This is a genomic window from Lentilactobacillus kisonensis DSM 19906 = JCM 15041, assembly GCF_001434135.1.
GTDB lineage: Bacteria > Bacillota > Bacilli > Lactobacillales > Lactobacillaceae > Lentilactobacillus > Lentilactobacillus kisonensis.
Genome location: NZ_AZEB01000004.1, coordinates 97,234 through 111,708, shown reverse-complemented (window position 1 = coordinate 111,708; position 14,475 = coordinate 97,234). Strand labels below are relative to the sequence as shown.

At 42.9% G+C, this 14,475-nt stretch carries 10 protein-coding genes and 1 pseudogene; 6 read left to right on the top strand and 5 right to left on the bottom strand.

Annotated elements, in window-relative coordinates; translation table 11 throughout:
• Window positions 1–400 precede the first annotated feature (400 nt).
• Window positions 401–2,326 carry a S53 family peptidase gene (locus FC98_RS03545; protein ID WP_008855234.1) on the bottom strand — a complete coding sequence of 642 codons (1,926 nt, stop codon included), beginning with the start codon at window positions 2,324–2,326 and terminating at the stop codon, window positions 401–403.
• Window positions 2,327–2,445: 119 nt separating this feature from the next.
• On the bottom strand, window positions 2,446–2,754 hold the full coding sequence (locus tag FC98_RS03540) for a DUF7671 family protein (protein ID WP_008855233.1): 309 nt from the start codon (window positions 2,752–2,754) through the stop codon (window positions 2,446–2,448).
• Between the two features lie 140 nt (window positions 2,755–2,894).
• On the opposite strand from FC98_RS03540, the gene FC98_RS03535 reads away from it, so the two are divergent.
• Entirely contained in the window at window positions 2,895–3,734 is an 840-nt protein-coding gene (locus tag FC98_RS03535; protein ID WP_008855232.1) for a DegV family protein, read from the top strand.
• Here the strand turns inward: FC98_RS03535 and FC98_RS03530 are convergent.
• Complete coding sequence (locus tag FC98_RS03530) at window positions 3,706–4,731, bottom strand: LacI family DNA-binding transcriptional regulator (protein ID WP_056949207.1); 1,026 nt, start codon at window positions 4,729–4,731, stop codon at window positions 3,706–3,708. The genes FC98_RS03535 and FC98_RS03530 overlap by 29 nt on opposite strands.
• Before the next feature lie 571 nt (window positions 4,732–5,302).
• Between FC98_RS03530 and FC98_RS03525 the strand changes: the two genes are divergently transcribed.
• The 4 genes from FC98_RS03525 (at window position 5,303) to FC98_RS15315 (ending at window position 9,759) form a co-directional block, all read left to right on the top strand.
• Window positions 5,303–7,048 carry a phospho-sugar mutase gene (locus FC98_RS03525; RefSeq protein WP_054654389.1) on the top strand — a complete coding sequence of 582 codons (1,746 nt, stop codon included), beginning with the start codon at window positions 5,303–5,305 and terminating at the stop codon, window positions 7,046–7,048.
• 113 nt (window positions 7,049–7,161) lie between these two features.
• Window positions 7,162–7,980 carry a hypothetical protein gene (locus tag FC98_RS03520; RefSeq protein ID WP_054654387.1) on the top strand — a complete coding sequence of 273 codons (819 nt, stop codon included), beginning with the start codon at window positions 7,162–7,164 and terminating at the stop codon, window positions 7,978–7,980.
• A gap of 12 nt (window positions 7,981–7,992) precedes the next feature.
• Window positions 7,993–8,823 carry a hypothetical protein gene (locus FC98_RS03515; RefSeq protein ID WP_156637190.1) on the top strand — a complete coding sequence of 277 codons (831 nt, stop codon included), beginning with the start codon at window positions 7,993–7,995 and terminating at the stop codon, window positions 8,821–8,823.
• An 801-nt stretch (window positions 8,824–9,624) separates the two neighbouring features.
• Window positions 9,625–9,759 carry a hypothetical protein gene (locus FC98_RS15315; RefSeq protein WP_258430178.1) on the top strand — a complete coding sequence of 45 codons (135 nt, stop codon included), beginning with the start codon at window positions 9,625–9,627 and terminating at the stop codon, window positions 9,757–9,759.
• Window positions 9,760–9,814: 55 nt separating this feature from the next.
• Here FC98_RS15315 and FC98_RS03505 read toward each other — a convergent pair whose 3' ends face one another.
• Entirely contained in the window at window positions 9,815–11,011 is a 1,197-nt protein-coding gene (locus FC98_RS03505; protein ID WP_056949206.1) for an ATP-binding protein, read from the bottom strand.
• 750 nt (window positions 11,012–11,761) lie between these two features.
• Window positions 11,762–13,082, bottom strand: a pseudogene (locus FC98_RS03495) (MFS transporter).
• 503 nt (window positions 13,083–13,585) lie between these two features.
• On the opposite strand from FC98_RS03495, the gene FC98_RS03490 reads away from it, so the two are divergent.
• The gene (locus FC98_RS03490; protein WP_008855961.1) at window positions 13,586–14,446 is read left to right on the top strand and encodes a DegV family protein; all 861 of its coding nucleotides are present in this window, start codon (window positions 13,586–13,588) and stop codon (window positions 14,444–14,446) included.
• The last annotated feature ends 29 nt before the right edge of the window (window positions 14,447–14,475 follow it).

Sequence of the window (14,475 nt, the reverse complement as noted above, 5' to 3'; positions counted from 1 at the left end):
AGTTGCGAAGGTGTCAAGTGAGCGGAGCAAAGCGATTAGAAGTCGGAGCCTAAGTTGCCTCCCTCAGAAATCCCCGGGCTTGGGATTTTTGAGGGAGGTAGCTTAGGCGCAGACTTCTGCTTTGCGGAGCGGTCCTAATCTACATATAAATAGAACAACCACCAAGTAACCATGACCAACACAAGCACATATAGACTTCCATCAACTAATCCTGCAAAGAAATGTCGATCACTAAATACAAAATGCCTACTTCCAAATCACCTTAAAATGCCCCCTAATTCTCCCATTCCAAACAAACAGCGCCACCATTCCACAACTACGAATGATTGCGCTGCTTTTTAAACTCTTATACCAAGCACTTTTGATGTTATTTTTATTAGGATCACATCACCATTGCTCGTCAATCCCTACCAAACTTCTCATTCAGCTTCTCAAAATTAATCGTTCCCAACCCAGTTGCTTGGTTATATAACTTCCCGGGTTGACCAGTATAGTACAGGTTGTTGTTATTATCAGCACTGTCCAACACCGTAAATGGGCTGTCTCCTTCTTGAGCAAACTTATAAATCTGTGGGTTCCAAAAACCGATCGGCGTTTGGCGGCCACTGTTCATGACCGCATTCGCCCCCGCCATTTGTGGTGAGGTGTAACTCGTCCCACCATCAACTAGCCACATTTTAACTGGTGTTTTAATAATCTGATGGGTCTTTGCCTTCAATGAAACCTTATTACCAGACACAAAGATCGCGTAACCCGTTCGTAGATCCGCATTCCCCGCTACATCTGGAATATTACGAGAATTACCCGTTCCCAGAATGATGTGCGGGTCCTTAGTCCGAACAAATTTGCCCTGCTGGTAAGTTAAGTCATTAACCGCCCTAAACGTATTAACCCCAGGGACCCCTTGTTGGTAACGTGGGGTTGGGTTCAAAGCTGAAAAACCACCACCACTGCCGCCAAAGATGCCATGTTTGATATCAGTAGGACTCGCTGAATAAGTGTCACCCCAAGCACGTTCTTTAGAAACCGTCATCACCTTATTATTAATGATTTTCTGATAAGGCAACGTTGTGCCCCCAACCAGCACTTGGTACGGCGACGTCGACATTGGATGATTTTCTTTTGGACTAGGCTTTACCGTTGGCCCATTATCACCGCTTGCCCGGAAGACAGTAATCCCTTGAGCCGCAGCTTGTTCAAGCATTAAATTAAAAGCATGGCTGTACTGCTTCATTGTGGCACTGGGATCATTCCAATCAGCAGCCACCTCAACGCCTGGTGCAAAACTAGTCGATAATTGCTTATCCTGATTATCAGAAATAGCCGTCATGAACGTGCCATAATGGGATGACGTTGATGTCGCCTCAGTTCCTGCCACGTCGCCAACGTACAGATCAATGTCGGCCTGTGGCGCAACCGCTGAAGCCGATTGAACATCAATGCTGGCTTCCATTTGTGGTGAGTTCAAGACTAAGTTCATTTCCTTTTGAGCTTGTGCTTTCGAATCAACGGTATAAATATGGTGAACTCTACTCAAATCATCGTTGACCCCAGCTTGTTTCCAATAAGTTACCAGATCACTATCGCGAACGTCACTGGCACTAATAATTCCAATCCGTTGACCCTGGCCTTGAAGCCCCTTATTATACAGAGCATTCAATTGATAAGCATTGGCGAATTTCGCTGCTCCGTATTTTTTGGAAAACGCGTTCCCTACCAGGCTTGTATTTGGCTTAGCATCAGCGGTTGGTACATCAACACTCGTAGCAGCGGTTATTGCCGCTTTTTTATGGGTAGCCACTTTTTTAGTAGCCTTCTTAGGCGTTTTCTTGTTAACCGCCTTTTTAGCAGGAGCTTTGACGTATAAGCCAATGACCGCCACCACCTTTGATGAAAGTTTTGCCGGTAACTTATAACTAGTCGTGACCTCTTTTTGAGACGAGACATATTTAGCCTTAAATGCCCGTCGCATGTTGGCCGGTGTTGCCGTTAATTTCAGTGATAGATTACCAGGATACGCGGAGGCGCGAACATGATATGACTTTAGGTAGTTCTTGAAAGAGTTGATATAACTATCTGACTGCCCAAATTTACTGGCAAATTCACTTGGTGATAAGTATTGATGAAAATTGGCACTAGTTGGATCCACCGTGTCGTAGACGTAATTGGTCAACCCTGTTTCACTGCTTGGCTTAAAGGCAACGTTGACAACGGCTTTCTCCGCCGCCGCTTGCGCAGGCCTCATCGCCGTTGTAATCCCAACCCCAAAAACGAACAACCCACTTAGGGCGGTAATGATTAGTTGCTTTCCCCTCAAAATAATCACTCTTTTCCATTCAAGATAATCTTATTATAGCAATCTCAGGATTTGATTACCCTCATTTAACCTTCCAAATGCCCTTAACGACTAATAATTATCAATTGGATACACTAAAAGAAGCGGCACTACAGCTTCTCAGCTGCCCGCTTAATCAATTCATCGTTTACCATCTCACTGGTAAACCGCTGCAACGGTGTGAACTCATGGCGATCTTTAAACGCAACTGGATGAACCTTCACAATAGCAACCATCAAATTATTTTCGGTAATGAATATCTGACCAATTTTCTTGAACTTTCCTTTGGTATGCTTACCGGTCCGCCAACTATGGAGCTTAAAGTCACCCTGCTCATCAGTTTTAATTTGGTAATTTCCTGAATCGTCCGTTTCTAGCGGCACGCCAATGTATTGAGACACCTCGTACTTACCTTTCACAAATCATCATTCCTTTCTCAATTTACATAAGATAATTGTGAAGTTAGAACTTATTCCTAATAATTATCAAAATCCCACCCATCAGCCATTTCTTCATATACAATTAAATAGTATGAGGATAACAAGCAAGGGGTGATTCAATGAAGTCAATTAAAATCGTAACCGATTCAGCCGTTCATCTATCTCCTGCGGACGTTCATAACTATGGTATCAAAGTTTTGAATCCACCAATTTTGATAGATGGTAAATTATTTGGTTACGTCAATAAAATCACGAGTGAAAAATTTCTGCAGCTATTTGACAAATGCACGGTGAAGCCAACCATTGGTGACATCACCGTTCCTGAATTAGTTGCAGCTTATGATGAGCTGGGTAAAGATGGTAGCCAAATCATCTCGATCCATCTAAGTGATAAGCTGACCAGTACGTATCGGAATGCCGCCATCGCCGCCGAGCAGTCCACCAGTGATATCACCGTCATCAATAGCGAAGTCACCGCCGCGGGGCTCGCCTATCAAGTGTTAGCTGCCGCTAAGGCTATTGCCAGAGGGAAGTCAGTGACGGCGATTGCCGATCAACTAACCCAGATTAGGCAACGCACCCAAATTTTCTTCTCCGTCCAAAACAATCCCCAGCTGGTTAACCGTAAGATCATCGGTAAAATCAGGGGGATGGTTGATAAACAGCTAAACGTTTCGTATATTCTGGCGTTTGCAAACAACGATTTTTCCTTCGTCACCCGCAGTCGAAAAGAAGAGCTGATTAATAAATTCTGGGAAACGCGATTAGCCGAAATGCATAACCAATGCATCGTCAGGTTATCCATTTTACATTCAGGTAGCGATAGCCGGGCTCGGTTCCTGTATGACATGCTGACGCAGGAATTTCCCTTCGTTCCAATCTCGATTGTCGCTACGAATCCCGAGATGGCAACCTTTATTGGCCCAGAATCTACCGGGGTGACTTACCTGCTTGGTTAAGGCTACTTTCACGCTTAACCAGTCGGTTGCCGACAACGACTTTTTGGGGTGTCCGGTTTTCTTCTTCACTAGTTGTCATATTCAATTGGTCCAGCAGCCGCATCGCCATCTCACCCATCATCCCAGTATTGACTTTCACTGCCGTCAACGCGGGGATGACGTACTTAGCAACCGCCGTATCGTTGAAGCTGACGAGGCTCACATCATCAGGAACCATCACGTTATTTTCATGAAGGGCCTTCAATGCCCCCACCGCCATGGCATCGTTTGCAACAAACAGGGCGTTCGGGAATTGATGGCCCTTTTTGAGTGCCTGATTAACCAAATCGTATGCCGACTGCAAGGTATAATCCCCAACGAAAACGTTTTGGGAATCGTACAGCCCCTGTTTCTCCAAATAATTTCGGAAGACTTCCAGCCGGGGGTCCACAATTTTCAAGCGATGATCGTTAGTGTACTCAACGCCGGAAAGCATCCCAATCCGTTTTAAGCCATTACCGATGAAATCAGCTAACACGGATTTGGTGGCATTATCAAAATCAGTCACAACGCAGTCATATCCCTTAGCCAGGGTATCAAAATCCACAAAGACAACGTTACGATTTCCCTTTTGCATTGTCTGAATCTGTTGGTCGCTGAACTTGCCAATTGCGATAATTGCTTTGACGTCTTCATCAATGTCAGATAATGAGTCGCCGGCAAAGTAACGCTTAACCTTGTAGTGGAGCTGGTCCGCCATTTTCTCGGCGCCCATTCGAATCGACAAGTAGTACAAGTCATCTAATTCCTGCTGTTCGGTGTACCACTGAACGACGGCAATACTGTCTTTAGCGGTATTAACCCGGTGCTTTTTGGTATAATCCAAGTCTTCTGCAGCCTGAAAAATCTTTTTGCGGGTCAAGTCACTAACCGAAAGCGACTTATCATAATTAAGCACGCGGGAAACCGTTGTAATAGAAACGCCAGCCTTATGTGCAATATCTTTAATGGTTGCCATAATTTCACCTTCCTAGTGAGCGAAGTCAGGCGGTTAGAAACTGGAATATAAGTCTCCTTGGTTAGAAATCCCTGGTTTTGGGATTTTTGACCAAGGTGCTTATATGGAAGTTTCTGCCTGACGTAGCTGTCCTCAAATCAGTGAGCGAAGCAAAGCGCTTAGAAACTGGAACATAAGTCTCCTCTGACAGAAATCCCTGGTTTTGGGGGATTTTTGTCAGAGGTGCTTATGTGGAAGTTTCTGCTTTGCGCAGCTGTCCTCAAAATAATTCTCAATTTAATTGACTACGAATAAATTTAGTTAATTTACTAAAATAATTATCTTTTGTTTGCCTTGATAAGTCAAGGATATTCCGTTATATTAACGTTTTTGGGTAGTAAACTTGTTGACGTTAGCCCAACTAATTTCTATAATGAAATTGAATTATAAAGGATTGCTCTTCTGAGTAAAAGTCTGCTCACAAGTACCACCAACAAAAATCTTTAAAAAAGTAATTTCTGTTGGCAAGAACTTCTGTGCAGACTTCTAACCGCTTGGATCTGCTCACTTATTAACCAGGGAGGGTCATGTCGTGAAAGACACAATTGAAGCTGTTTACCAGCAATGGCAGCAACAAGCTCATTTACCAGCAGATATTTTGCTTGATTTAGATCAAATGAAAACTGATTCAGATAAACAAGAAGATGCATTTGGCACGTTCCTATCATTTGGTACTGCCGGAATGCGGGGAATTCTCGGTGCCGGTACGAATCGGATGAATATTTTCACCGTCCGTCAAGCCGCAGAAGGGCTCGCTTCATTTATGGATACGTTGGATGAAGCCACTCGAAAGCGCGGGGTCGCCATCAGTTTTGATTCACGTTACCACTCAAAGGAATTTGCCCATGAATCCGCTAAGGTATTGGGTTATCATCACATTCCCACCTTTGTCTTTGACGATATCCGCCCTACCCCAGAACTATCCTTTGCGGTCCGCCATCTCCATACTTACGCTGGCATCATGATTACCGCCAGCCATAACCCAAAGCAGTACAATGGCTTTAAGATTTACGGCCAGGACGGCGGTCAGATGCCACCTAAGGAATCCGATTTAATTACATCATACATTCGCAAAAACAGCGACTTATTTGCCATCAAGGTGACCCCCGAACAGGAACTCCGGGAAGCTAAGATCATGAACCTAATTGGTGAAGACGTTGACCAAGCCTACCTTGCAAAAGTCAAAACGGTTAACATTGACTTAGACCTCATCAAAAAAGTCGGCGCTAACATGAAATTTGTCTATACGCCACTTCACGGAACTGGAAAAGTCATCGCCAGACGGGCCCTTGAAGAAGCCGGCTTTAAGAACTATGTCGTTGTACCGGAACAAACCATCGCTGACCCTGAATTTCCAACCACGCCGTTTCCAAATCCCGAATTCCCACAGGCTTTTGACCTAGCCAAGGAACTCGGTAAAAAGGTGGAGGCCGACGTGTTGATCGCCTCGGATCCGGATGCTGATCGCTTGGGATGCGCAGTTCGCCAACCTGACGGTAATTACCAATTATTAAGTGGTAACCAAATCGCGAGTGTGCTTTTGAACTATATTTTGACTGCTAAGAAGAATGCCAATGAATTACCAGCCAACGGAACCATTGTTAAATCAATTGTTTCAACTGATTTGGCGGTTAAGATTGCAGCTTCATTTGGCGTTGCAACTAACAACGTTTTGACTGGGTTTAAGTTTATCGCCGAAGCCATTCACCATTACGAAACGGAACATGATCACACTTTCCTATTTGGCTTTGAAGAGAGCTTTGGCTACTTAATCAAACCATTTGTCCGGGATAAGGATGCGATTCAGACTGTTCTATTGCTGGCTGAAGTGGCTGCCTACTATAAGAGCCAGGGCAAGACATTGTACGACGGCGTTCAAGAAATGTTCAAGAAGTATGGCTACTACGCTGAGAAGACGATCGCTAAAGAATTTGACGGCCTCGATGGCAAGGATAAGATGGCCCACATTATGTCAGAGTTACGCAACAATCCGCTAACTGAACTTAACGGCCACAAGGTTACTAGCCACGCCGACTACCAGTCCTCAGAACTCACTGACAAGGATGGCAGCAAGTCAGTCATTTCATTACCTAAGTCTAACGTTTTAAAATATTGGTTAGATGATGAAACTTGGGTTGCTGTTCGGCCTTCTGGAACCGAGCCAAAAGTGAAGTTCTACATTGAAGTGGTCGATAAGAGCCAGGCTGCTGTGGATGCAAAACTGAAACAGTACGTGGATGAGCTGGATAAGCTGATCGCTAAGTTAGTTAATAATTAACCACTATTTTTGAATTCAATCTAACGATGGTGCCTACCTGAAACCGAACTGAGTCGGTTTCAGGTAGGCACCATTTTCATGATACAATTGACCCAATAGAGGAGGTTGTTCATTTGAAACTAAAAACAAAAGTTAAACTCACAACTGGGGCGTTGCTGCTATTTGGTATCACCTTGCTTCAAGCACAACCGGTCCAGGCTAAAATTATCAAGAACAGCTTTGTGATCACCAAGCAAGCGATCAAGACCACTAATAGTAAAAAGCAGGTCAACTTAACCATTCCCAAGAACACACCACTTCAAGTTGCTGGTGTCAAAACCGTCTCGGGGCGAAAGTATCTCTACACTGACGTTGAGCGTTTAAGCTATCACTTAAGAAAGCCACTTTTATCCGCCAAAAGTACTAGTACAATCACCCGTTGGCTGCCAGCCACAACGGCCAACTTCAAAGAAATCAAAAAGCCAGTTTATTTAGACTACTTCGCCGCTCAATCCGATGGTAAGCGGTCATTAAAGAAAGTTAAAACTGAAACTGGCAACCTTTGGAAGGACTCTCGAATCCCAGTTGATTATGCTTCTCAAACCGGCACGAGAATTCGAGTAACCACTGATGGTTACTTTGAATACTACGAAAACATGCCGTTTGTCTTTAACATTTCACCGCAACCAACTGCGAGCGTGAAGGTCCAAAGTGCGACTCATCCAGTCTCAAGCGGCCGAACGATTTTAAACTTCAAGGATGACATTGCCCAGCTCCCATTTGTGAAATTATCAGCTGACCACTTTCAATTGACGATTCAGGGAACTTCCGCCGGCACGATCACGGTTATCCCCAATGAAGATAACGTTCAAAAAGTCCTCACCAGCTGGATTTCAAGAATTAATAAGGAAGATTGGTACGAACCGAACAGTATCACTATTTTCCATCAATAAGGAGAATTCAAATTGAGCCTATTAAACCAAATTAAAGCGACTTGTCTCGCAATCACAACCGTTCTGCTAGCAACAATCGGCCTAACCACAGTAACATCCGCAAGTTCACAATATTTAACCAGCAAGTCTCACAATCTTTATTTAGAAACCAAGCAAACCATTCATACCACCAATAGTTATTTTAAGGACGTCCCCATCACCATTCCAAAGGGAACCGTTTTTAACGCTGGCTCAATTGGTAAGGGGGTTAAAACTGGCAAGCCCTACGTAACCATTAATATGAACAACCTTCGCTGGCCGCTCAGAAAATCGGTTGTCGAATCAAAGCATAACCAGCAGATAACCACCTATATTTGGGCCAAAAAACAGCTCTTCAAGAAAGTGAAGGTGCCAAATTACTTAGCTTATACCAAAACACCCGATAACTATGTTCGAGATCCCTACGTCTGGGAGGGCAACAAGGCACCCTCAACGAGTCCAGCCGTGCAGAAGCAAAATGCCTTTCGGGTCACTGATGACGGTTACTTGGAATACTTCACCGGAATAAACATCTACACGGACGGTGATGCCAAACCAGCTGATTACGCGAAACTGCAAAAGTTTGTCAAAAAAGGCAATACATCCTACTTTTACACGAAATCAGCAGTATTCGGCTTACCAATGACCAAAATCAGCAACACTGGTAAATACCAGTATCTCCTAAAAATGACTAAGACCAACCATTATCTGGCAACGATGATCCCGTCACAAAATAAGAATGTTGGTGGGAATGTCGACATTTCCGTTAGGTACTACGTTGGCGGGCAAGATTTCTACGTTGGTAGCATGTCGATTTATCCATAGAAGTTCTTCAAGTAACGGTTGTTTTAAAACCTTATTGAGAGCGATAGACTAATCATCAATTTCGTGTCAAACCTTATAGCAGACTGCCCACTAAAAATGAATCAACTAATTTCTCCGTAATTAATAGATATCAGGTGATCGACAATCACTGATAATATTAATTAGAGGAGTGGTTACGTTAGTAAAGCAAATAATCTACCACGCAACAGCAAAGTCAAATTGGGAGAAAATAAGGACTACCGGTTTTAAGATCCCTAAAAATGACTGGGCCCATTTTTATATGGGTGGTACTAGGAAAAAGCCCGGCAGTTTGGGATATGGATTATATGGGTTTTGGGAAGATACAGAACTAGCTCGGCTCTTCATCTCAAACACCACAAGTCTGAAAGAACATGCTATTATTAGATTAACTTTGGAGGTTGAAGAGGAACAAACATTGAATTTCTTCGATAACCTAGAGGATATAAAGTTATTCCGCAATTTTGTTTTAGATTCCAATTTAGATCGAGTTATCATGAGTTTGCGTAAGTTATATCGCAATTCATTTAAACAGCACGCGTTAGATGGTGCGTTAATTGAGTCTTTCATTAGGAAACTAAAAAGAGATACTGAATTCTCGCAAATTGATTGTGTGATAAGTGCCACATCGACAAGCATCTACAAGCGAGTCGAATTGTTTGTCCCAAATGGCGTTGAGTATTGTATCCGCACCAAAAAAATTATTACGCAGTATGAATTGGAGTGATAATAATCGTTAAGTTTAATGGTTCGAAGGAGGAAGCATACCGGCGTGTTCATAAAATGGCATCAGAAGTAACCCTTGAAGAATTAGTAGAAATTATGGGGTTGCCTCCGGTTGAAGAAATGAAGAAGAAACGGGCAGCTGAGAACAAAACAAGTACCCAAATTAAGCCTAGGATTCTAAAAGAACAATGATTGATCTTACTAAAAGGAGCCGGCAAATTTTTTGCTGGCTCCTTTAATATCCTTGTCATAATTTCCGGCCACCTAAAAAGTCCACCACATGAATAATTGGAATACCTTCATATTCACCGACATCACTCCATGAATTAGTGATGAGGACCCGCTTATATCCGGTAGCAATTTGTAGTAAATTAGCCGTTTCACGCTCATTATTTTCCGGAATGTGATCCGTCACCTGCACATAGATTGTTTCATCAGCGTTTGTCGCCACAAAATCAATTTCTTTCATTCCAAGCCTTCCAACGAATACATTGTAACGACGTCGCTTCAATTCCAAGAAGACGAGGTTTTCAATTCTCGAGCCCCTATTCGTATTACGTTTCTGTAATTGTGACCGCACAAAGCCCAGGTCAACAACATAGTATTTAGATTGGGAACTAATATATTCCTTTCCCCGAATGTCATATCTCGGCGCTTTATAGAATAGAAAAGATTTTACCAGGAGATTGATGTAATTTTCAACCGTATTATTACTAATTTTTCTGCCACTAGATCGAATGGTATTTGCAATTTTGTTAGTACTAATTAGCTGACCGATATTATCCAACAAATACAAGGCAATTCTTTCTAGTAGCTCTGGTTCTTTAATGCTTGCGCGATTGGCAACGTCGCGTAACAAAATACTGCTATAAACGCCATTTAGGACATCATCCTTTAACTGTTTATCGTCTTGCAGAACGACCGACGGAAAGCCCCCATATTCTAAATAGTCTGAAAAGTATCTCTCCTTTTGTTGAGCATCCAAGTCTTTAAAAGCCAAGTATTCTTGAAAGGACAGTGGCAACATTTTGAGTTCTACATATCGCCCGGTCAAATACGTTCCTAATTCACCAGATAAGAGAGAAGCATTTGAACCGGTGACGTAAATATCTGAATCATAAGCTACTCGAAGCCCATTAATTAACTTTTGCCATTCACTAACTTCTTGAATTTCATCAAATAAAAAGTACGTTTTTTGATTTGAATTTACCTTGTCCTTCAAATATGCATATAGGGATCGATAGTCAAACATCTCAAAATAGGCCGGATTTTCAAAGTTGACATAAATAATCTGATCCTTTGAAATTCCCTGCTCTTCTAAATAATCCCGCAGCATCAACAACAGAAAACTTTTTCCTGATCTTCGTACTCCGGTAATTACCTTAACGAATTCTGTATTAATCATCGCTTTTAATCGATTCATATAAAGTGGCCGCTCAATCATTGTTAATCACCTCAAGTTTATTTTATCATAATTATCTGTGAACTGAAAATTACGGTAATTTAATTTGATATTTTCAGTTAACTGAAATATTTATCTAATTTATCATTTATTATCTTTATACTGAAAACAATTCTTTAATGTTTAGCTTTTTTCAGTTAACTGAAATCTTTGTAATCGTAATTAGTCAAAAAAGTAGCGGCGATAAAATCCAGGTAATGAATTCTATAGCTGCTACTTTCCTATTAAGGATATGAACTTTAGCCAACACTAATTAACAATTTAACGATAGCTCTTGCAAAATCCAGGGCTAGCATACGCCTAATTCTTCTGGTAGGGGCTTGATTAAGGCCCGGAAATTTGAGTGCAAGTGCCCATCTACCTAGATTAGGACAGCTCCTCCCAGCAGGGATCTGCGCGTAAGCACCTCTACCAAAAATCCCAGAACCAGGGATTTCTGGTAGAGGAGACTTACGCTCCGATCCCTAATCGTTTTGCTCCGCTCACTACTTTGTAGGACAGCTCCTTCAGGCAGAAACCTGCGCATAAGCACCTTGATCAAAAATTCCAAACCCAGGAATTTCCGCTCAAGGAGACTTATACTCCGGTTTCTAACCGCCTGAATCCGCTCACTCATTTTAGGACAGCTCCTCCAAGCAGAAAGCTGCACCTAAGCCACTCCGTCCAAAAATCCAAGCCCAGGATTTCTGAACGGAGCAACTTAGGCTCCGCTTTCTAAGCGCTTTGTTCCGCTCACTTTGTATAATCAATCCCCTTCGTTTCCTTCGTAAAGAACAGGGCAACCATTGACACAACCGCCATGATCGCCAGGTAGTAGCCAACGGCATGAATTCCCCATTCCGTTACTAACCACGATGCAATGGTTGGAGCAAATGCTGCACCGACAATTGCTGACATGTTGTAAGCAATGCCGGCACCTGAATATCGGGTATTGGTTGGGAATAGCTCTGGCAATAACGCACCGATTGGGCCATACACGATCCCCATCGCTACAAAGCCAACCAACAGGAAGAACAAGCTTCCCCAAATATTTCGCTGTCCTTGAAAGAAGAACGGAAAGACGAATGCAAACACGGCGATAACAATCGTCCCTGATTAGTAAGACTTTTCTGCGGCCAAACTTATCTGACAAGATCGATGAGTACACAATCATCCCACCAAATGCAATAACCGACCCCATCAGTAACAGCAAAAATTCCTTATTGTCAAACCCAAGTACCGTGGTAGCGTAACTGAGCGACCAAGTAGATAATAGGAAGAAGAATGTGTAAGAAACCGCCATTGCCAAGGTTCCTTGGAGAACTTGGCGCCAGTTTTTAACAAACACTTCAACTAGCGGCGCTTTTTGCACATTATCCCGCTGTTGTGCCAATCGGAATAGTGGGGTTTCCTGCATCCGGCGACGTACCCAGAGACCAACCACAACCAGAACGGCTGAAGCCAAAAATGGGATTCGCCAGCCAAATGATGCCATCTGGGATTGGTTAAGGGTTGATTCCAAAATGTAATACAAGCCGTTGCTCAGGAAAAAGCCAATCGGTGCACCTAATTCCGTAAACGAGCCGAATAATGCCCGTTTGCCCTTTGGTGCGTTTTCGGTCGCAACCAAAACAGCGCCGGACCATTCACCACCCAAGCCAATTCCTTGAATAAACCTTGCCAAACAAAGCAGGATAATTGAAGCCATCCCAATTGCTTTGAATCCAGGAAGAAAGCCAATCGCAACGGTTGAAAGGCCCATCATCAATAAAGAAACAACTAGGGCACGTTTTCGCCCTAATTTATCGCCAAAGTGACCGAATAATAAGGAGCCCAGCGGCCGGGCAACAAACGCTACTCCAAAGGTTAATAGGCTTAAAATCATTGCAATTGTCGGTGTTACGTCTGGGAAAAAGACATTGGGAAAATAAGTAGCTGCCGCGGTACCGTATGCATAAAAGTCGAAAAATTCAATTGCCGTACCAATCATCGATGCCATGATAACGGTTCGAATCGGATCCCGCTCAAGCTTCGTTGTTTTTGTTTCGGTATATGTAGTCGGTGTTTCTTCCATATTGGTCGCTTCCTTTTCTGTAGTGAGTGTCGTAAACACTTTTTCCGCTTTACAAAACTATCTTGGAATAGTCAACAAAGTCACTTGGTAACATGTTAACGAGTAACATTAAAATGAAATGAGAGAAAATTCGAACTGAGTATCTTCCACCATCACCTCCTTTAAGGATAAAAAAACACCAAGGTCTGTTGTTGACAGTCCTTGGTGTTTAAACCAATCCTGCCCGCATCTTGCGGGCATAATAACGTTGCCCGCAGTCTAAATAATGACAATGACCCGGACGACGACAATATTTGCGTTAAGTGTGAGATTAGTTTTTTTCATTTCGATTTCCTCTTTTCATAGGTTGAATAAGATATTATCACGTCGATTATGAAAAGTAAATAATAAAATTAAAATAATTCAAATTATATCAACTTTTACTTTTTTCCTGGACGCTTCCTTTGTATTCCCCCTAAATCAAGGTTAAAATAATAACGAACCCCGAGGAGAGGAATAAGAATATGAAAACAGCCGTAATAACTGACAGTGCCAGTTACCTTGATAAGGAACTGGCGGATAAATACCGGATCACTGTTTTACCAATTACCGTGATTTTTGGGCAAACTCAGTATCGCGATGGCATCGATATTACATCAGAAGCCTTCCTTGAAAAGCTTGCAACAACTAAGCAACTCCCAACTACCGCTCAGGTCACTATGGGCCAAATGCAAGCCGCCTTTGACCAGCTCAGTCAGCAAGGATTTGATGAAGTCATTTGCGTGAACTTGTCGTCAGGAATCACGTCATTTTACGAAAACCTTGTTGCTTACAGCCGGCAAGTAACCAACATTAAGGTTTACCCATTTGACTCCAAAATTGCGAGTGCCGGTGAGGCTGACCTGGCATTGTTAGCGGGCAAACTCGCGATGGCGGGTGAGAATGCCACGACTATTTTACCCAAATTGGAACAAGTGCGGGATTCCATTCACGTTTGTCTGGTGGTTGATAGCTTATCCCACCTGCAACGAACCGGTCGAATTTCCAACACCTCCGCTTTCTTTGGTAACCTACTTAAGATTAAGCCAATTCTAACCTTTGACGAAGCTGGTAAAATTGTTCCCAAAGCTAAGGAACGGACAATGAAGCAGGCACTCCAATACATTATCAACGAAATCGACAAAGAGAAAACGACCCTACCGATGCGTATTTCGGTGGTCGATGCGCACAATCCCGTTCTCAGCAAATCGTGGGTTGCAGCGTTTCACGAGCATTTCCCAGACGTTAGCATCAGTACATATCAAATTAGTCCGGCCATCACCGTGCATACAGGTGAAAAGGCAATGGGCGTTGTTTGGGATATTGATTGGGACCAATTGAATTAGTCATTTGAGCTAAAGTGAGTGATTATCAC